Annotated in this window: 18 protein-coding genes; 9 read left to right on the forward strand and 9 right to left on the reverse strand. The window is 63.3% G+C overall.

From position 1 onward, the window contains the following. Positions 1 to 3: 3 nt before the first annotated feature. The 3 genes from V8J83_RS13830 to V8J83_RS13840 form a co-directional block, all read right to left on the reverse strand. Positions 4 to 894 carry a metallophosphoesterase gene (locus V8J83_RS13830; RefSeq protein ID WP_339987014.1) on the reverse strand — a complete coding sequence of 297 codons (891 nt, stop codon included), beginning with the start codon at positions 892 to 894 and terminating at the stop codon, positions 4 to 6. 10 nt (positions 895 to 904) lie between these two features. Next, a complete protein-coding gene (locus V8J83_RS13835) occupies positions 905 to 2,005 on the reverse strand; it encodes an AAA family ATPase (protein ID WP_339987015.1) in 1,101 nt (366 codons plus the stop codon). A 328-nt stretch (positions 2,006 to 2,333) separates the two neighbouring features. Then, a complete protein-coding gene (locus V8J83_RS13840; protein ID WP_339987016.1) occupies positions 2,334 to 4,901 on the reverse strand; it encodes an adenosylcobalamin-dependent ribonucleoside-diphosphate reductase in 2,568 nt (855 codons plus the stop codon). Between the two features lie 144 nt (positions 4,902 to 5,045). On the opposite strand from V8J83_RS13840, the gene V8J83_RS13845 reads away from it, so the two are divergent. Then, complete coding sequence (locus V8J83_RS13845) at positions 5,046 to 5,738, forward strand: phytanoyl-CoA dioxygenase family protein (RefSeq protein ID WP_339987017.1); 693 nt, start codon at positions 5,046 to 5,048, stop codon at positions 5,736 to 5,738. Positions 5,739 to 5,809: 71 nt separating this feature from the next. Next, positions 5,810 to 6,241: a DUF1489 family protein gene (locus V8J83_RS13850; RefSeq protein ID WP_339987018.1), complete on the forward strand. Its 432-nt coding sequence runs from the start codon at positions 5,810 to 5,812 to the stop codon at positions 6,239 to 6,241. A gap of 10 nt (positions 6,242 to 6,251) precedes the next feature. Here V8J83_RS13850 and hisG read toward each other — a convergent pair whose 3' ends face one another. Genes hisG through hisS form a run of 3 tightly spaced genes read right to left on the reverse strand, consistent with a single transcriptional unit; the run spans position 6,252 to position 9,513 of the window. Beyond that, complete coding sequence (gene hisG / locus V8J83_RS13855; RefSeq protein ID WP_339987019.1) at positions 6,252 to 6,944, reverse strand: ATP phosphoribosyltransferase; 693 nt, start codon at positions 6,942 to 6,944, stop codon at positions 6,252 to 6,254. Beyond that, entirely contained in the window at positions 6,941 to 8,038 is a 1,098-nt protein-coding gene (locus V8J83_RS13860) for an ATP phosphoribosyltransferase regulatory subunit (RefSeq protein WP_339987020.1), read from the reverse strand. Before V8J83_RS13860 ends, hisG begins: the two co-directional genes overlap by 4 nt. Continuing rightward, positions 8,035 to 9,513 carry a histidine--tRNA ligase gene (gene hisS / locus V8J83_RS13865; RefSeq protein WP_339987021.1) on the reverse strand — a complete coding sequence of 493 codons (1,479 nt, stop codon included), beginning with the start codon at positions 9,511 to 9,513 and terminating at the stop codon, positions 8,035 to 8,037. Before hisS ends, V8J83_RS13860 begins: the two co-directional genes overlap by 4 nt. A gap of 73 nt (positions 9,514 to 9,586) precedes the next feature. Between hisS and V8J83_RS13870 the strand changes: the two genes are divergently transcribed. Next, complete coding sequence (locus V8J83_RS13870) at positions 9,587 to 9,784, forward strand: SlyX family protein (RefSeq protein WP_339987022.1); 198 nt, start codon at positions 9,587 to 9,589, stop codon at positions 9,782 to 9,784. Positions 9,785 to 9,910: 126 nt separating this feature from the next. Here the strand turns inward: V8J83_RS13870 and V8J83_RS13875 are convergent, their stop codons facing one another. Beyond that, complete coding sequence (locus tag V8J83_RS13875; protein ID WP_339987023.1) at positions 9,911 to 11,125, reverse strand: MFS transporter; 1,215 nt, start codon at positions 11,123 to 11,125, stop codon at positions 9,911 to 9,913. Positions 11,126 to 11,249: 124 nt separating this feature from the next. On the opposite strand from V8J83_RS13875, the gene V8J83_RS13880 reads away from it, so the two are divergent. Continuing rightward, entirely contained in the window at positions 11,250 to 11,672 is a 423-nt protein-coding gene (locus tag V8J83_RS13880) for a hypothetical protein (RefSeq protein ID WP_339987024.1), read from the forward strand. Between the two features lie 117 nt (positions 11,673 to 11,789). On the opposite strand, the gene V8J83_RS13885 is transcribed toward V8J83_RS13880, so the two are convergent. Together V8J83_RS13885 and dnaE are read right to left on the reverse strand one after the other, a co-directional pair. Next, positions 11,790 to 12,401, reverse strand: a complete 612-nt coding sequence (locus tag V8J83_RS13885) for a VPLPA-CTERM sorting domain-containing protein (protein ID WP_339987025.1) — start codon at positions 12,399 to 12,401, stop codon at positions 11,790 to 11,792. Positions 12,402 to 12,699: 298 nt separating this feature from the next. Next, positions 12,700 to 16,230 carry a DNA polymerase III subunit alpha gene (gene dnaE, locus V8J83_RS13890; protein WP_339987026.1) on the reverse strand — a complete coding sequence of 1,177 codons (3,531 nt, stop codon included), beginning with the start codon at positions 16,228 to 16,230 and terminating at the stop codon, positions 12,700 to 12,702. 140 nt (positions 16,231 to 16,370) lie between these two features. Here dnaE and V8J83_RS13895 point away from each other — a divergent pair, with 140 nt between their 5' ends. From V8J83_RS13895 to V8J83_RS13915, 5 genes are all read left to right on the forward strand, one after another. Continuing rightward, positions 16,371 to 16,946 carry a J domain-containing protein gene (locus tag V8J83_RS13895; RefSeq protein ID WP_339987027.1) on the forward strand — a complete coding sequence of 192 codons (576 nt, stop codon included), beginning with the start codon at positions 16,371 to 16,373 and terminating at the stop codon, positions 16,944 to 16,946. A 205-nt stretch (positions 16,947 to 17,151) separates the two neighbouring features. Next, positions 17,152 to 17,304 (forward strand): hypothetical protein, encoded by a 153-nt coding sequence (locus tag V8J83_RS13900; protein WP_339987028.1) that lies wholly within the window; start codon positions 17,152 to 17,154, stop codon positions 17,302 to 17,304. Positions 17,305 to 17,376: 72 nt separating this feature from the next. Further along, on the forward strand, positions 17,377 to 17,715 hold the full coding sequence (locus V8J83_RS13905) for an ArsR/SmtB family transcription factor (RefSeq protein WP_339987029.1): 339 nt from the start codon (positions 17,377 to 17,379) through the stop codon (positions 17,713 to 17,715). Then, on the forward strand, positions 17,712 to 18,167 hold the full coding sequence (locus tag V8J83_RS13910; RefSeq protein ID WP_339987030.1) for an SRPBCC family protein: 456 nt from the start codon (positions 17,712 to 17,714) through the stop codon (positions 18,165 to 18,167). The genes V8J83_RS13905 and V8J83_RS13910 overlap by 4 nt, the downstream gene beginning before the upstream one ends. Before the next feature lie 39 nt (positions 18,168 to 18,206). Beyond that, positions 18,207 to 19,175 carry a glycoside hydrolase family 5 protein gene (locus V8J83_RS13915; protein WP_339987031.1) on the forward strand — a complete coding sequence of 323 codons (969 nt, stop codon included), beginning with the start codon at positions 18,207 to 18,209 and terminating at the stop codon, positions 19,173 to 19,175. The last annotated feature ends 102 nt before the right edge of the window (positions 19,176 to 19,277 follow it).

Here is a 19,277-nt window from a genome sequence, read left to right on the forward strand (position 1 = left end):
CATTCATTCGGATCCATGGCGGCTCTCCCATGCGCAGGCGTCCCGCAAGTAGGAAATCGGCTCGTCGATCAGCTCTCCAGCGTAGCCGAAAGACACATTCCGGATGTCCGTGCCGTGAACCTGCGCGCGCAGGCGGCGATGCGAATGTCCTAAGAACCATGCGTCTGGTTGGTGGCGCTTGATCATGTCGCCGAGGTCGGAATGGAAACTGGCTGTCAGGCTGTCGACCTTACCCGCGACCGTCGGGTGCGGGCCGTGGTGGGTCACGACCACAGTGTGACCTGCAGCACCGATTGGGTGCGGCGCGGCCAGTGCCGCCTCCAGCCATGCCCTATGATCAAGGTGGAGGTTCAGCGTATCGATCGGCCTGATGCGGCGCGGAGGTCGCATCGGACTGACATCTGCCAAATAGGCGTCCGGGTCCGTCGGTGCGGTGATGAGATCGTAATCCCGCATAGCGCGCTGTGCGGTCTGCATCGCGTCCGTCAGATCATTTGTAAGGTTGAAGTCGGTCCACAGCGTACAGCAGATCAGCCGTGTGTCGCCGTGCAACAGGACCTGCTTCTGGACGAAGTGCGCGCCTGCCTTGCGTGCCGCATCTGCAAGGTGCGCATCGTCGTCGAGGCTGCCGTGGTAGTAATCGTGGTTGCCGGGCAGCGCGTAGATCTGCTCAGGTGGGATGAACTCGGACAGGTACTGGAACACGTTGGGCCAGTTGCGGGACGGACCGTTCGTCAGATCGCCTGCCAGGATCAACGCGTCGGCGTTCCACAGGATGTCTTCGAGGCCCCACATCTTGATCGGATCAATGGCATATCGGTAGTAGCTGTCGAAATGCAGGTCCGAGAGGATCGCGAGGGTGCCGCTTTGGAACGGGATTGTCATCGGGGTCATGGCGTTCTGCTCAGTGCAGCATCGGCTGGTTGGCCAGGGTCTCGGCGCGGTCGAGCATTCGGGCCACAGTCCGCAGGCTCAGGCGGGCGCGTGAGATCGCGCCGCAGTCGAAGACGTCGACGAGGGCAGCCACAGCCGTTCCCGGCAGGCCACGGCGTGCGCCTTCGGCAACGGCGAAGTCGCGGAGCTGCGCGACGGTCAAATCGGGTAGATCGAGAACCACACAGCGGCTCTGAAACGGTTCTGGCAGTCCATCGCGACCATTGGCCGTTATGATCCAGTTGACCCATGACATGTCGAACTTTACCTGGAAGTAAGGACATTGCCAGGTTGCGGCCGTCATTCGCTCCATCAGCGGCAGCAGCGCATCGGTCAGCGTATGTCGCGATCCTCTGGTGGAATACACCTCGTCGGCCTTCTCAATCTCGTCGACGATCACGGGCGGGCCAGCGTGTCGATGTTCAAGCACCGTCGTCACGAGCTTGCCTGCATGCGCGCTACCCCAGCCCCGCTGTGATCCGGTCAATGCAAACGATGCGGGTTCGTTCGTGGCGTCGAACTTCACCGTGGGTACGGCCAAATGATGCGCCAGCCGCCGCGCCCAATAACTCTTACCGATTCCGGCGGGACCGTTCAGCACGAGTGGGGTGAAGCGGACACCCGCAAGACCATCGCGGGCCGAAGCCCGAAGCCCATGCCAGACCTCTTCCGTGGCGCGCGCCATCCAGGGCATCTCGGCGTGCAAGACGGCGGCGATCTCATCAGCCTCATGTTCCGACTCCACCCTCGCAACAGGCAGCCCACCACGCAGAGCGGTTAGGCGAGTGCGGTTCTCCTCGGAAAGATGCGACATGCCAGTCGAGGCTTGCAGGCGATCGCGATAGGTCATCGCGCGCCGCCGGATGCGGGTTCTGTCCGCATCCTCGAGCATCTCGAAGCTCATTTTCAGATCATCCTCGGTGATCAATCCGGCCTCATGCGCCGCGTCCTGATGCTCCTTTCGAAGCCTGCGGAGGAATTTCTTCAAACGGTCCTCGACCTCCCGAACCGAAGGGATGTGGTCGAGGAAATTAAGATCGTGAAACGGGATGGTCGTTGTCGAACGGGTCATGGCCGAGTCCTTTCAAGGCGCAATACGGAGCTTGCGCGGTCGCCCCGTGCCGAAGATCAGCGAGGCTATGAGTGAAGAAAGGTTCCGGAACCTGTGGAACTTTTAGTGAACATATATGCTGTGGATCAACCCCGGGGCCGGCTGAGCCCGCTGGCGGAAGCAGTGTGGCACGGCTCACACCTCACTTCCGCGTAACCCGCTGATATCAAAAAAAATCACCGAAAGCCGCGCTTCCGATGGCCATTTGAAGTGTGTCGAGAGGTCAAAAAACCTCCCGAATGGACACGTTATGCTATGTTAAACATCTTCCACGCGCCGAAAGGCCATGTCAGCCGCACTTGGAATGGCCACACGAGCCGCAGGTCAGGCAGCCTTCGACCATCCGCAGGTCGTATTGCCCACAGGACGGACAGGCCGGGCCGGGGCGGTTGCCGAGGTTGACGACTTGGGCCTGCGGATCGGATTTGAGGCCCATCCCCTCGCCCGCGAGAAAGCCGGTGGCGATCATGTGCTTTTCGATGACGCCGCCGATGGCCGCGAGGATGGAAGGCACGTATTTGCCCTGCATCCAGGCCCCGCCGCGCGGATCGAACACGGCCTTGAGCTCCTCGACCACGAAGCTGACGTCCCCGCCGCGCCGGAACACGGCGGAGATCATCCGGGTCAGCGCGACGGTCCAGGCGAAATGCTCCATGTTCTTGGAATTGATGAAGACTTCGAACGGGCGGCGGTGTCCGTTCAGCACGATGTCGTTGATCGTGATGTAGAGCGCATGTTCGCTGTCGGGCCATTTGACCTTGTAGGTATTGCCTTCGAGTTCCGAGGGCCGGTCGAGCGGTTCGGACATGTAGACGACTTCGCTGGACCCGGAGGCCACGTCGCGCAGGCTGGTGGCGACCTCACCGCTTTGAGCGGAGGGCTGCCCCGGGCCGCGGGTGGGGGCATTGCCCCCGCCCGGGGGGGCGGTCGGGGGCAGCCCGGCGGTGCCGCCGGGCGTGTCGCCGAACAGGAGCCAAGCTGGATCAACTGCAAGTTTTTTTGCGATTTTTTCAGCGTGCCGACGAGGCAGTTCGCGACTATCAATTTCGAGAGACGCGATTTGGGAACGGCTTAGGTTGACGGCCTCCGCGAGTTCAACTTGGGTTAAACCTGCGGCTTGGCGAGCCGTTTTCATTCGGGCTCCGACGGTATTTTTAACCTGCTCCTCTGACACGCTCAACACACTGCCCGTCACATCGTTCGGGCGGTACGTCGTGCAGCCCTTGCAGCCGGTCGCATAGGCCTCGGCGTAGACGTCCTTGAAGGCCTCGAAGCTGATGTCAGCGGGGACGTTGATGGTTTTGGAGATGGAACTGTCGACCCAGGGCTGCGCGGCGGCCTGCATACGGACGTGGTCCATTGGCGCAAGGGTCTGGGCGGTGACGAAATATTCGGGCAAAGGCGTATCGCCGTGAAGGTCGCGCCAGGCCTGGACGGCGAAATCGACGACCTCTTCTTCTGTCCGTGTGCCATCGGGTTGCAGAACCTTGCGGGTGTAGGAATTGGCGAATATCGGCTCGATCCCGGACGACACATTGCCCGCGAAAAGCGAGATCGTGCCTGTGGGCGCGATAGAGGTCAGCAGCGCGTTGCGCAGGCCATGTTCGGCAATCAGCGCCTGCACATCCGCATCCAAGCGCCGGATCATCGGGGCCTGCGCATAGGCGTCTGCATCGAACAGCGGGAAGGCGCCTTTCTCCTGCGCGAGAAGGGCCGAGGCGCGGTAGGAGGCGTTGGCGATGCGGGCCATCCATGCCTCGGTCAGGGCGACGGCCTCGTCCGAGCCGTAGCGCACGCCGCACATCGCCAGCGCATCGGCAAGGCCGGTCACGCCAAGACCGATCCGACGCTTGGCCTGCGCCTCGGCGCGCTGCGCATCCAGCGGGAAGCGCGAGGCATCGACAACGTTGTCCATCATGCGGATCGCGGTGGCGACCAGATCGTCAAGAGCGGCATCGGGGATCGTGCCGCCCTCAAACGGGGCCTCGACCAGACGCGCAAGGTTAACGGAGCCGAGAAGGCACGCGCCATAGGGCGGCAAAGGTTGCTCGCCGCAAGGGTTGGTTGCGGCGATGGTCTCGGCGTAGTTGAGGTTGTTTTCGGCGTTGATGCGGTCGATGAAAATCACGCCCGGCTCGGCATAATCGTAGGTCGCGCGCATCATCTTGTCCCACAGATCGCGGGCCTGCACGGTGCGGTAAGTCTTGCCGTCGAAGACAAGATCCCAAGGTGAGTCTTGCTGGACCGCTTCCATGAACGGGTCGGTGGCCAGCACGGAGACATTGAACATACGCAGGCGTGCGGGGTCCTGTTTCGCCTCGATAAACGCCTCGATATCGGGATGGTCGCAGCGCAGCGTCGCCATCATCGCACCCCGGCGCGAGCCCGCCGACATGATCGTGCGGCACATCGCATCCCACACATCCATGAAGCTGAGCGGGCCGGAGGCGTCCGCGGCCACACCCTTCACATCCGCGCCCTTGGGTCGGATGGTCGAGAAATCATAGCCGATCCCGCCGCCCTGCTGCATCGTCAACGCGGCCTCGCGGAGCATGTCGAAAATGCCACCCATGCTGTCGGGCACGGTCCCCATGACGAAGCAGTTGAACAGCGTCACCGACCGCCCCGTGCCCGCCCCCGCCACGATACGCCCGGCGGGTAGGTATTTGAAATTCTCCAACGCGGCATAGAACCGGTCGGAGGAGGTGGCTTTGTCGGCCTCAACCTCGGCCAAGGCGTCCGCAATGCGCCGCCATGTATCCTCGACGCTTTGATCCATGGGGGTGCCATCCGCCTCCTTGAGACGATATTTCATATCCCAGATCTGCTCGGCGATGGGGGCGGCAAAGCGGGTCACGGGCACTACTCCTTGGGTGGAACGGAAAGAGAACATCAAGATAGGCGAAATAGAGCGATTCCGCAAACTTGCAATCGGCGTCGCTTTTCACAAAGCGAATCTCTCCGAATTCGGGTCTGTTTGGAGGCCTAGGGAGGCAAGATCATGACCCACCGACCCGAGTTCCGCGCCAACGGCTACGCCGTTTTGCCCGACCCGATCCCGGGCCGCGATCTGACTGCACTGCGCGCCGCGGCAGACGTTTTGATCGCCGAGCCTGCCGCAGCCGACGGTGGCAATCACGACATCAACCGCGGGTCGGACCGGCAATTCCTGCACAAGCGGCACGCGGATTTTCCGGAGGTCGAGCGGTTTCTGTTCAGCCCGTTGATGCGGGACGTCACGCAGATTGCGCTGGGTGAGCCGCACCTGTTCAATGAGCAATTCGTGGTGAAGGGGCCGCGCACCGGGGCCAGTTTCGCCTGGCACCAGGACGGGGCGTATGTGCCGTTTTCGCATCGGCCCTACCTGTCGGTCTGGATCGCATTGGACGACACGACGCTTGAGAACGGGGCCTTGTCGATCCTGCCGCGTGATCTCGACGCGCAGCCTGGGATCGACCCGCATCGCTGGGACGAGGTCGGCAAGGAGAAGGTCGGATATGACGGTCCCGACGAGGGGGTTGCCCTGCCCTGCCAGGCGGGCACGATGATCCTGTTCTCGTCGCTGACGCTGCATCGGTCGGGCGCGAACACGACGGAGCGGCCCCGGCGGGCGTATTTGGCGCAATATTCCGATGGCCCGATCCTAGATCCATCCACAGGAAATTCGCGCAATTTCGCCAAACCCCTCCCCTAAAGGCCGGGCGAAGGCTTGCCCTGCGCCGTCAGCCTGCTAGCCTTGTCCCCCACATCATCGGGGGATGAGACTTGGCCGACACCATACATCTTGTGAAACTCTGCGTCGGCGCAGAGAAGGTGGAAGACCTTCTGGATTGGCAGGCCAACGCCCGGGCGAAAGGCCCCGACGGGCTGCCGCGCCATGTCACGCGGATGTGGCCGAAACGCGCGGATCAGATCCTGGACGGCGGGTCGCTTTATTGGGTGTTCAAGGGGTTGGTCCTGTGCCGCCAACCGATCGTGCGGCTCGACCCTGTAGATCGGGGCGACGGCATCAACCGCTGCGGCATCGTGCTTGACCCCGAGGTGGTGCGCGTTGCCGCAACGCCGAGACGCCCGTTCCAGGGCTGGCGCTACCTGCAGCCGGGCGATGCACCACGGGACCTGCCCAAGGGCCGCGAAACGCAGCAGCCTCTGCCCCCGCAACTCGAAAACGCGCTGGCCGAAATCGGCGTCTTGTAGGAACGTGGGGCTAGGCCGCTTTCGCCAACAAGTCCTGCAATTCCGCCTGCGCCGCACGGGCCGTGTCCGTCCAATTCGCCATACGCGACCGGAAGAGCGTCGCCTCGGAGCGGTGGATCAGACCATCTTCGAGAATGCGCAGGTGGTTGGCGCGCAGCGTCTCGCCGGTCGAGGTGATGTCGGCGATGGCCTCGGCATTGCCGTGGGCGACGGTCCCTTCGGTCGCGCCCTGGCTGTCGACCAAACGGTAATCGGCCACACCCGCATCGCGCAGGAAATCGCGCACCAGACGATGGTATTTCGTTGCAATCCTAAGGCGTTGGCCCTGCGCCGCACGAAAATCGGCGGCGACGGCGTCAAGGTCATCAAGCGTGCGGACATCGACCCACCACGCGGGCACCGCAATAATCAGATCAGCGTGCCCGAACCCCATCTCGGCCAGCACTTCGACCGATTGATCCCAAGCCGGGATGCGTTCCTGCACCAGATCACTTCCGGTGACGCCGAGATGCAGGCGCCCGGCAGCCAGTTCGCGGGGGATTTCGCCCGCACTCATCAGGCGCAGGTCAACCGGCAGGCCGGCAACCTCGGCGCCGTAATCGCGGTCCGAACCAGTGCGCCGCATCTCAATCCCGCGCGCGGCAAACCACGTGAAGGTCTTCTCCATCAACCGGCCTTTGGACGGTACTCCAAGCGTAATCATGCCTTGCCCCCCCGCAGAGCGTGGACCTGTTCGGGTCGGATCACGCCACCGACGGCCGGAATTTCGCGCCCGCCGCCAAGCTGACGGGTCAGGGCATCGTAGCGCCCACCCGTGGCCAGCGGCGGCGCGCCGGGGGTCGGCCCCAGAAGGCCGAATACGAAACCGTCGTAATATTCCATCTGGGTGCGCCCGTAGGACGCTTCAAAGGGGATGTCTTCGACGGCGACGCCCGCATCGCGCAAGACAGCAACCCTCGCGGCGAAGCGTGCGACGGCAGGTTGCAGGCCAGGCAAATCCACGGCGAAATTCTGCAAGGCGACCGACGCCTCCGACAGCGGCACCTTGAGCGCCAGAAGGCTGATCAAGGCGTCGGCTTGCACCGCATCAAGAGGGTCAGCCTCCGCCTCGGCACGCAGGCGATCCAGCCGCGACGCCAGATCATCCGTGGTGCGCAATCCGATCGGGGGGCCAGCCTGCGCAATCATCGCCGCAAGGCCCTGCTCCGCGGCTGCGGCAAGGTACGCTGCCCGCCCCTTGGGTGCGGAGGCGGCCCCGGTGAACCGATCCAGCAGCGCCCGAAACCGACGCGGACGCCAGACATGACGGCGCAGCGCGGCCTTGCGCGCATCGGTCGTCCCGAGCGCTTCGATTGCAGCCAAAAGCACGCCGATATCGCCAGTCACAGCACGAACCGGCAGCCCATCGAGCGCCTTGAGCATGAGGGAAAACACCTCTGCATCGGCTTGCAGCGGATTGGCACGGTCAAAGACTTCGTACCCCAGTTGCAGGTACTCCGTTGGCCGCCCGCTGCCGGCATCCTGCATGCGGAAGACTTCGCCCAGATAGGAGTAACGCGCGGGCTCCGCGCCGCCGTCCATGTGCATCTGCACGACCGGCACGGTGAAGTCCGGGCGCAGCATCAGTTCGCCCCGGTCAGGGTCGTGGGTTGTGAACGCGCGGCCCCGGATATCTTCGCCATAGAGGTCCAGCAGCGTGTCGGCGCTGACCAGCATCGGCGCGTCCACCGGAATGGCCCCGGCGAAGATGGCCTGAAGCGCCTCTGCCTCGGCCCGGATGTCGGATTTGGACGTCACGAGTGGCGCGCGATCATCGCCCGGACCTCATCGACGAGATCGGCAAGCGGCACTTCTTTTTGCGCGGGCTGGGATTTCCATTCCTCAAGGGTCGCCTCTTCGGCCAGCTTCGCGCCAAGGATCAGGTCCTTGAGCTGCACCACGCCACGATCTGCCTCGTCCGAACCCTGGATCACTGCCACGGGGGAGCGGCGCTTGTCGGCATATTTGAGCTGGTTGCCGAAGTTCTTCGGGTTGCCCAGATAGACCTCGGCCCGGATGCCCGCCTGCCGCAGGGTGGACGCCATCGCCTGATGCGCAGGCATCCGGTCGCGATCCATGACGGTCACGATAACCGGGCCCGCGTCTTCGCCCTTGAGCTTGCCGGTGGCGCGCAAGGCGGCCAGCAGGCGGTCGACACCGATGGAAACGCCGGTGGCCGGGAGCTCTTGCCCGGTGAAGCGCTTGACCAGATCGTCATAGCGCCCGCCGCCCGCGACGGAGCCGAATTGAACCGTCTGGCCCTTTTCGTTCTGCACGTCGAAGGTCAGCTCGGCCTCGTAGACCGGGCCGGTGTAGTACCCGAGGCCGCGCACGACGGACGGGTCGATGATAATGCGGTCGGGGCCGTAACCCTGGGCCGCCAGAAGATCGGCGATCTGTTCGAGTTCTGCGACGCCTTGGGTGCCGATATCGGAGCCTTCGGTCAGGGATTTGAGCGTGTTGATCGTGGTCGTGTTATCCCCAGCCGTGGCTTGCACAAAGGCGATGATTTTGTCGGCTTGCCCTGTGGATAAGCCTGCGCCTTTGGTGAAATCCCCGCTTTCATCCTTGCGGCCCTCCCCAAGCAGATCGCGCACGCCGCGCGCGCCCAGACGGTCCATCTTGTCGATGGCGCGCAGGACAATGCCGCGCTCGGCCGCTTTGTCGTCACCGGCCAGACCTGCAACCTCCATCACGCCGTTCAGAACCTTGCGATTGTTCACACGCACCACGTAATCGCCGCGCTGGATGCCGACGGCCTCAAGGCAATCGGACAGCATGGCGCAGATCTCGGCATCCGCCGCAACGGAACCTGAGCCGACGGTATCCGCGTCGCATTGGTAGAATTGCCGAAAGCGCCCGGGCCCGGGCTTTTCGTTGCGCCAGACCGGACCCATCGTATAGCGGCGGTAGGGTGATGGGAGGTCATTGCGGAACTGCGCGGCGACGCGGGCCAGCGGGGCCGTCATGTCATAGCGGAGCGCCAGCCAGGTGCCGTCTTCCTCAAAGGCAAAGACACCCTCGTTCGGGCGGTCGACATCGGGCAGGAACTTGCCAAGGGCCTCCACTGTTTCGACACCCGAGGTTTCCAGCGGGTCGAAGCCGTAGCGATGATAGACCTCGGCGATCTTCGACAGCATCTGCTGCCGCTCGGACACTTCGGCACCGAAATAGTCGCGGAACCCTTTCGGCGTTTCGGCCTTGGGGCGGGGCTGTTTCTTCTGCTTTGCCATGGCGAATGGGGCCTTAAAATCGGGTCGCGCATGCTCTAACGGGTGGGGCGCGCAGGGGCAAGGAGCGGCAGCGATGGATCAGCGATTGGAAGAACAGGTGGCACATCTGACCAAGGCCGTGGACGAGATGTCCGAGGTTGTGGCGCGGCAGGACGCGGAGATCGCGGTGCTGACCCGGCGGGTCGAGATGTTGATGCAACGCGAGGCGGAGCGCGAGGTCGACGCGAGCGGGACCGTCCCGTTGGCCGATCAGAAGCCACCGCATTGGTGAAGCAGGACATTTGGGGGCCAGCCCCCAAACCCCCGAGGTATTTTCGACCATTGGAAGACAGGCGCCGAAGCCGCGCGCGCAGGCGTCGCTGCGCAGACAAAAGGCGCAGGCGCGGGTCGGACGCGGTCAGGTTGCAAGTGCGGCGCGCGGGCGCGAGCGGGTGAGAATGTAGAGCATCACAGCCACGTTGAGCGCGTTGAAGGCTATGCCGTTCAGGAAGGCCCATTGGTAGCTGCCGGTGACGTCGTAGATCAGGCCCGAGAGCCATCCGCCCAGGGCCATCCCAAGGATGGTGGACATGATGACGAACCCGACCCGGGCGCCAGCCTCCCGCGCGGGCAGGTATTCGCGGACGATCACCGCGTAGGAGGGCACGATGCCGCCCTGGCTTAATCCGAAGACCAACGAGACGATATAAAGCGACGTCAGGCCGGAAGTTGGCAGGTAGAGGAACAGCGCCAGCATTTGCAGGGTGGAGCCAATCAGCAGCGTCATCACACCGCCGAGCTTGTCTGCGAGAACGCCCGACACCAGTCGCGAGGCGACGCCGCCCAGAAGCATCAAGCTCAGCATCTCGGCGCCAACGGCGGGGCCGTAGCCGAGGTCGACGCAATAGGCGACGATATGGACCTGCGGCATCGCCATCGCCACGCAGCACCCGATCCCCGCCAGCGCCAGCAAAGCGGTCAATGCCTGTGGGCTGAGGCCGGTGGTTTTCGCGCGTTCGGTCGCGGCAAGATCGGATCGCACCATCGCGGCGGCGGGCAATTTGCGCCGCAGAAGCGCGCAGGCGGGCAGCATCACGACCACGCAGGACACCGCCAGCACAAGGTAGGCCGCCCGCCACCCGTCCCCGGCCAGCGTACCGGCCAGCAGCAGCGGCCAAATCGCACCCGAGAGGTAATTTCCCGATGCCGCAACCGCCACGGCCAGCCCACGCCGTTTCAGGAACCATTGCGACGTATCGGCAATCAGCGGCCCGAAGCTGGCCGAGGATCCGAAGCCGATGGCCAGCTGCGCCACTGACAAACACCAGATCGACGGTGCGCCCAATGCCATCGCATAGCCCGCCCCCATCAACACCGCCGATCCCGCAAGCGACCAAGCGAGACCGTATCGGTCCACCGCCTGTCCGATGAAAAAATTGCCAAGCGCGAAGCCCACCATCGTCATCGTGTAGGGCAGCGAGGCCCCGGCGCGCGTGACGTCGAATTCCGCCTGCACATCGGGCAGGATCAGGATGATCGCCCACATCCCCGCGTTCCCGATCAGCGAAATCAGAAGCGCCAACGCCAATCGCCCCCAAGAGGCCCGGCTATCGAGGATCGCATCGGCGGTCATGGCTGGACGATAGAGGGGATCGCGGGGCGGCAACAGCCACTTTCATCGGCGGAGCGCGTCCGGGGACGGGCCGCCGGGAATTGTCGGATTGACACCCGCGCGAGGAGCGGGCCTATGCTGCTCCATGGTTCAAAGACGTCTCACCCCCGCCCTCACCCTGTCCCTTGTCTGCCTTGCCGGGCCTGCCTTGGCCGAGCCCGCATGCTCCGGCGGTGATTACGTTGCGGACGCCATTGTGGTACCCGGCGACACGATCGGCGAAATCACCGTGGCAACTCAATACGCCTGGGACGGCGGAAGCCGCGTGTTCGAAGTGTGCAACCTTTTGACGGATAGCGGGTTTTTCGCGACGTGGTCGCTGTTTTCCGGAGAGGTGGACGCAGACTACCCAGGCATTTGCGTCTCGCTGACCAATGATACAGGCGAGGAATGGTTCTCGTGCCAAACAGCTGAAGCCACAACCGCCGCATTCCAATCGGAAACCGGCACGGATGCCGCAATTCTGCGGTTCGAGGAATGGGCCAATGAAGCTCCGAATTTGGATTGATCTCTCTGACTGAATAATACGGGCGGGCCTACCCGTTGCGTAGTAACGAAAAAACCCCGGCACGCAGGCCGGGGTTCGTTTGTGTCGCGCGGCAACTGATCTGCCGCAAACACCGGCTCAGGCCATGCGGCGACGGCGACGCATGAACGCCAGGCCACCAAGGCCGCTGAGCAGCAGTACGGCACCCGCAGGCAGCGGAACCGGCGCAATCGCCAGCGCATCAATAGCTCCGGACCCCCGGTAGCGGAATTCCACCGTGTCCCCGACGTTGATCAGCGGCGTCGGCGCGAAGGATACCTGTGCGGTTGCGCGATCCTCTCCGGGAGACAGGGATGCGATCTCGCTGCCGTCCACGAAAAGGCTGAAGTCACCGTCATCAATCGCCGAAAAACCAATCAAGCGAAAGGCATTGCCAGCATCAAGTGTCATGAAGATGGAGCCGTTGCCCGGCGCATCGTTGGTCAGGTTCGGGGTTGCGCTGTTCTGGCGGATCAGAGCCAGTCCACCTACGCCGTTTTCGCCCTGCACATCAGGGACAAGATCCCAGTCCGGGTTAGGATTGGTCGTGTCGTATAGGTTGGCGAATTCAGAATTCCGACCCGACTGAGTGAACGAAAACGTGAAGCCGTCCTGCGAGTAGGTATCTAGGGCATTGGGTGCGCTGTAAGTCGCCTGGCCCTGATCGAAATCAATGACGGTGGCGCTGGCCGCGATGGGCAGAAGCGCCATCGCTGCTGCGGTTGCGAATACTCGAAACATGCTACTTCCTATACTGTTTGGGGGCCGCACTTAACGGCGGACCATGTCCCCGAATCGCCGGGCATCTGGAGCACTTGTATACCGGAGCGCGCAATCGGCATACGGGGACAGGACCGGCCAATTCCCCGCAGCGCCCGCTTATCCTTTGATTTTATTCATGAAAGTTAGAATTGTCCCGATCTGCGTGACGCTGCGTTGCCAAATTGGAAACACTTCGCCCCCACCCCCGGACGCGCTGCACCCTTTGGCAATGAGGTGTTCGATGGGCCTAGACTTCTTCCACGTCCATCACGCCCTCAAGGCTACGCAGCGCGCCCTTGATCTGGGGGGAGACCGGGAAGTTGTCGCCCAGGATCACTTCCACCTCGCCGGGCAGGTCGGGGGCCATCAGGCAAAGGTGGATCGGCCCTCTTGCGGCCTTGGCCGCATCGGCGGCGGTGCGCTCCAGCAGGCTTTCGACCGATGCGATGCCGGTGGCAGCTTCGATGAACACGCGCAGGCCGTTGGCCTCCCCGGCGATGGCATTGTCGACCGGCGTGATGGCGCGGGCGAGCAGTTTCAATTGTTCTGCCTCGAGCGTCGCCTCGGCCTGCACCTGCACATTGCTGCCGGTCTCCAGAAATTCGCGGCTGGCTTCCAGCGCTTCGGAAAAGACGGTGATCTCGTAAAGGCCAGTCGGATCGGACAGCGACACGAAGGCAAACCGGTTGCCACGCTGACTTTTGCGTTCCTGTTTGACCGACACCGCGCCCGCCATTTTGGCCACGAACGGCCCCTGCTTCACGCGTTCTTCGACCTCGGCCAGGGTCATCACGCCGCGCCGCTTGAGCGCCGGCAGGTAATCGTCCAACGGGTGGCCCGAGAAATAGAAACCGACCGCCTGATGCTCGGCGGCGAGCCGTTCGTTGGGCAACCAATCGGGTGGGTTTGGCAAGCGCGGCTCGGGAAGGTCATCGCCCGCATCGCCAAACAGCGAGACCTGATCAGACGCGGCCTGGTCATGGACGGCGGCGGAATAGGCCGCCAGCGCATCAAGCCCGTCGATGACGCGGCGACGGTTCCGGTCCAGTTCGTCAAAGGCCCCGGCGCGGGCCAACATTTCAAGCGAGCGCTTGCCGACACGCTTGAGATCCACACGCCGCGCCAGATCGAACAGCGTCGCGTAGGGTTTTTCTCCCTGCTCCGTCTGCCTGCCCTCGACGATCATCTTCATCGCCTCGACGCCGACGTTCTTGAGCGCCCCCAAGGCATAAAGGATCTTGCCGTCACGCACCGTGAAGGTCGCCGCAGATCGGTTCACACACGGTGGAAGCGTCTCGATTCCAAGCCGGTCGACCTCTTGCTTGTACACCCCAAGCTTATCGGTCAGGTGGATATCGCAATTCATCACCGCAGCCATGAATTCGACCGGATGGTTCGCCTTGAGCCACGCTGTTTGATAGCTGACGACCGCATAGGCGGCGGCGTGAGACTTGTTGAAACCGTAGTTGGCGAACTTGTCGAGAAGGTTCCAGACCTCCAATGCCTTCTGTTCATCGACGCCGTTCTCGGACGCACCTTTGAGGAATTTCGGACGCTCTGCATCCATCGCTTCCTGGATCTTCTTGCCCATCGCGCGGCGCAGAAGGTCAGCGCCGCCAAGCGAATAACCTGCCATTTCTTGCGCGATCTGCATCACCTGTTCCTGATAGACGATGATGCCCTGCGTCTCATCCAGGATATGGTCGATGGTCGGATGCAGCTTTTCGCGGTCGCTGATCCCGTTCTTCACCTCGCAGAACTTCGGAATGTTCTCCATCGGACCGGGCCGATACAGCGCCACAAGCGCGATGATATCCTCGATGCAATCGGGCTTCATACGCCGCAGCGCATCCATCATGCCCGAACTTTCCACCTGGAACACCGCGACTGTCTTGGCCGAGGCATAAAGCTCGTAGGTTTTCGCATCATCCAAAGGGATCGCGTTCGCCTGATTTTCCGTCCCCGGTTCTGGCTCGTAAAGCCGCGTCCCATCGGGGCCTTCGTGCAATTGCCGCCCGCTGGCGTGGATCAGGTCGATGGCGTTTTGCACCACCGTCAGGGTTTTCAGGCCGAGGAAGTCGAACTTCACCAACCCCGCCGGTTCCACCCATTTCATGTTGAACTGCGTGGCCGGCATGTCGGAACGCGGGTCGCGATAGAGCGGCACCAATTCGTCCAGCGGGCGGTCGCCAATCACCACACCGGCGGCGTGGGTGGAAGCGTTGCGCAACAGGCCCTCCACCTGTTCGGCGTAATCCATCAGCCGCCGCGTCGGGTTCACCTTGCCGTCGCGCTTGTCCTGCTCGGTCTCGCGCATTTCCTCGATGAACCGCGGCTCGTCCTTGATGGCCTGCGCGATGGAGACGGGCTTGACCCCCTCCACCGGGATCATCTTCGACAGCCGATCCACCTGCCCGAACGGCATCTGCAACACGCGGCCCACATCGCGCACGGCGGCCTTCGACAAAAGCGCGCCGAAGGTGATGATCTGCCCCACCCGGTCACGGCCGTATTTCTCCTGCACGTAGCGGATCACCTCTTCGCGGCGGTCCATGCAGAAGTCGATGTCGAAGTCCGGCATCGACACACGCTCGGGGTTCAGGAAGCGCTCGAACAGAAGGCTGTAACGCAACGGATCAAGGTCGGTGATGGTCAGCGCATAGGCCACGAGGCTGCCTGCGCCCGAGCCTCGGCCCGGGCCGACGGGAATGTCGTTGTCTTTTGACCATTGGATGAAGTCGGCGACGATCAGGAAATAGCCGGGAAAGCCCATCCCCTCGATGATCCCCAACTCGAAATCGAGCCGCGCCTGGTAGTCCTCCACCGAGGCGGCATGCGGGATCACGGCAAGGCGCGCCTGCAGACCCTCGTTCGCCATGCGCCGCAATTCCGCGACCTCGTCATCGGCGAATTTCGGCAGGATCGGATCATGCGTCTCCGCCCTGAACGCACAGCGCCGCGCGATCTCGACGGTGTTCTCCAAGGCCTCCGGCAGGTCCGCAAACAGGGCGGCCATTTCTTCGGGCGTCTTGAAATAATGCTGCGGGCTCAATCGGCGGCGCGGCTCGGATTGATCGACATAGGCACCCTGCGCCACGCACAGCATCGCGTCATGCGCCTCATACATCCCCGATTTCGGGAAGTAGACGTCATTGGTGGCGACCAGCGGCAGGTTCAGCGCATAGGCCAGCTCGACATGGCCGCGCTCGGTCAAGCGCTCGGCCTCGGCCGCGGCTCCCTCGCCGGGGTGGCGCTGCAACTCGACATACAGCCGGTCGGGGTAGATCGCGGCGAGCGTCTTCAACAACGACTCCGCCTTGGGCCGCTGCCCGCCTTGCAGATGCTGGCCGACCGGGCCCTCGGGCCCGCCGCTCAGGCAGATCACGCCGTTGGAATGCGCTTCAAGTTCGGCCAGGGTCACATGCGGCAACGCCCCGTCCCCGCGAAGATAGAGCGCGGAGTTCAGCTTCATCATGTGCTCGTAGCCGGTCCGGTTTTGCGCCAGCAATACAACCGGCGCCGGCGCACGCGGCTTTTCACCCGGCGCGGCGAGCTCATAGGCCAGATCGACCTGGCACCCGATGATGGGCTGCACACCCGCCTTTTTTGCCGTCTCCGAGAATTCCAGCGCGCAGAACATGTTGTTTGTGTCCGTCACGGCAACAGCCGGCATGCCCGCATCGGCCACCATTTGTGGCAACTTCTTGACGCGCATCGCGCCTTCAAGCAGCGAATATTCAGTGTGCACACGCAGATGGATGAATCGAGGACTGGCCATATGGATACCCTATCTTGCGGTTTGCCCCACAGAAACCCCTATCCATACCGCGCCCGCGATTGTTTCCAATTCTATTATTGCGCGAAAGGGCCCGGCGCATTTATGCCTCATTCTAGTCAATAGTTTGCAAAGTGTGTGTTATGAATTCCGATCTTCAGAGAGCCTTTAAAACTCTCGGCGTTCCAGCCGATGCTCCGTTGTCCGACGTTCGCGCAGCTTACCGGACGTTGATCCGTACCCACCATCCAGATCACGCCACCGACGACGGGGCCGCTGCGACCCAACGCCTGGCCGAGATCAACGCCGCCAAGGACCTGATCGACCGTGGCGTCGTCCCAACGCCGGTGCGCCCGCGCCGCCCCAAACAGACACAGCCGCGCGGCGCTCAGCCAAAGGCGCAGTCGCAGTCGCAGTCGCAACAACAGCCACAGCAGCAGACAGGCACCAAGACCGCCAGCGCAGAAGAGCTTCGCCAGCAGCGCGAGGCGCAAGCACGCGCCTATCGCAAGGCCAATGAAGCGCGCTGTGATGTTGATGACAGCGCGCAAAGCTACGTCCGCCGCGCCGCTGCCGCCGAACAGGCGCAGGTCGATCCTGCGCAACAGGCACGCGAAGACGCCCGCCGGGAGCGTCAGGCCGCCTTCGCCGCCGCCCTCAACGGGCAGGCATCGGGCGGATCGTTTCTGGGCCGCTTGCGGTCGCTGGGATCTCGCTAAGACCTTTGGCCCCCCCCACACGAGGCGGAGCGCCACGTCTACCTCTGTGGTAACGTGGCATTTCTGTCATACTGGGACGCAGCGCGGCGCTTTCCCCGTCGCCAAAGGTGTACAGAATCGGCCAAGCCGCTTTACCAACCGTTGCACAAGCCACCTGGCACAGCGGCTTGGGTGAATATTAATGATTGTCGGAGTAAGCCGGGCCATGGACCGTTTTGTCATCAACAGCATCGTCGCACTCGGAACCGGGTTGTCGCTCGTGCTGATCATCGGTCTTGTGGAATTTCAGCCCGTTGGCGCCAGCACCGAGGGCTACGACACCCGCGCGTTTGTGTCGACAAAGTCCGCCGACATCTGACCTCTTCTTTGCAGTCGCCCATCACTTAGCCAAACGACTATCTTTTTGGGCTGTGTCAGGTTAGTTAGCCCCATGGCTAACAATTTGGACCACATCTTCACCGCACTTTCCGATCCCACCCGCCGCGCCGTGATCGCCCGGCTGGGTCAGGGAGAGGCCTCGGTCAAAACCCTCGCAGCGCCGCATGACATGGCACTGCCGAGCTTTCTCAAACACCTCGACATGCTTGAACGTGCGGGCCTTGTGACCTCGCGCAAGGACGGGCGCGTGCGGGTCTGCACCCTCCATCCCGAAGCCTTCATGCCAGCGGAAGGCTGGCTCGACCAACAGCGCGGGCTTTGGTCCGGACGACTCGACAGGCTGGCAAAACTGGCCGAGGGGCTCGCGCGCGACAAAGGGAACGTCCCATGAAAACAGACACCGATACCTTCACCTTCACCCGCTCCATGCCCCTGCCCCCCGATCGCATGTGGCACCTGATGACGGACCCCACCCAGCGCGAGGCATGGGGCGCGCCCGGCGATGCGGTGCTGCAAACCATCCACGCCGACACCCGCATCGGCGGCACCGAACGCCATCGCTGCGGCCCCGCCGACAACCCCGAATTCGAGGTTGAAACGCGATGGTTCCACCTCGACGCACCCACAAACGCAGTCTTCACCGAACAGATCGAAGCCGGCGGAACGGCGCTTGGCGCAGGCCTTGTCACCTATCGGATCGAAGCCGACGGCACAGGGTCGAGCGTTGCAATCACGGTCGCCGTCTCATCTTTCGTGGGGCCGGAGATGATCGGCGAGTTCAAGGACGGTTGGGAAGGGGGCCTCGCCAATCTCGAACGTGTGGCCAAGGGCAGCATCGCCTGACCCCTATCATGATCTGTTGGCCCATGGCACGGTCACGCCATGCGCTTTCCCCTGCCCCTCGCCGCTGCGTTTACCGCTTGCCTTGCCTTGCCCGCGCCCGCCTTTCCCGCGCCCGCCTTCCCGGTTGCGCGCTGCATCAACCTTGGGGCTGCGATGGAGTCCCCGGTGGAAGGCGATTGGGGCTATGTCATCGAAGAGCCGCATCTCGCTCGCATTGCCGAGGCCGGATTTGACACCGTGCGTCTGCCGGTGCGCTTCTCCGCCCATTGGGATGGGGAGCGCCTCTCGCCGCAGATCCTCGCGCGCACCGATGAGATCATCGGATGGGCACAGGCGCAGGGCCTGAACGTCATCCTGGACCTGCACCATTTCCGCGAGATGGCCTTTGACCCCGCCACCTATTCCGGTGACCTTGTCCAGATCTGGCGCGCCCTGGCCGAACATTACCAGGACGCCCCCGACAGCCTGATATTCGAACTCTTCAACGAGCCCCATGGCGCGTTCACCACCGATCGCGCCGTTCCCCTGTTCCAGCAAATCACCACGATGATCCGCGAAACCCACCCGGACCGATGGATCATCACCGGCGGCGGGCAGTGGAATGACCTCGATGAAATGCTCCGCCTGCCACCACCCGGCGCCCGCGACGTCCGCACGTTCCACTATTACGAGCCGTGGAGCTTCACCCACCAGCAAGCCGCCTACCTAGCCGACCCGCCACCCGCCACGACATGGGGCAGTGTGGAAGACCGCGCGCAACTGGCCGCCGATATGGCCCGCGCGTCGGCAGCTGAGGGCCCGGTGTTCCTCGGTGAATTCGGCGTCTACGGCGCGACCGAGCCATCGCAACGGCTCAATTGGATCGCCGCCGTGCGCCGCGCCGCCGAGGATCAGGGGCTGCCGTGGTGCTATTGGGGCTTCAGCCAGGGCGAGGTGACCGGTTTTTCAGCGTTCAGCCCCTCTCTCGACGCTTGGGAGCCCGGAATGCTCGACGCATTGCTCCGCTGAGGGTTGAAATCGCGCAGTATCCGATATTTCCTGCACCACAAGGCCGCAATCGGGGCCGCCCCTCTACGCCGCATCGAGGGACGGATGGCCACCCCTACGCCC

It is taken from the genome of Gymnodinialimonas ulvae (assembly GCF_037543845.1).
Lineage (GTDB): Bacteria > Pseudomonadota > Alphaproteobacteria > Rhodobacterales > Rhodobacteraceae > Gymnodinialimonas > Gymnodinialimonas ulvae.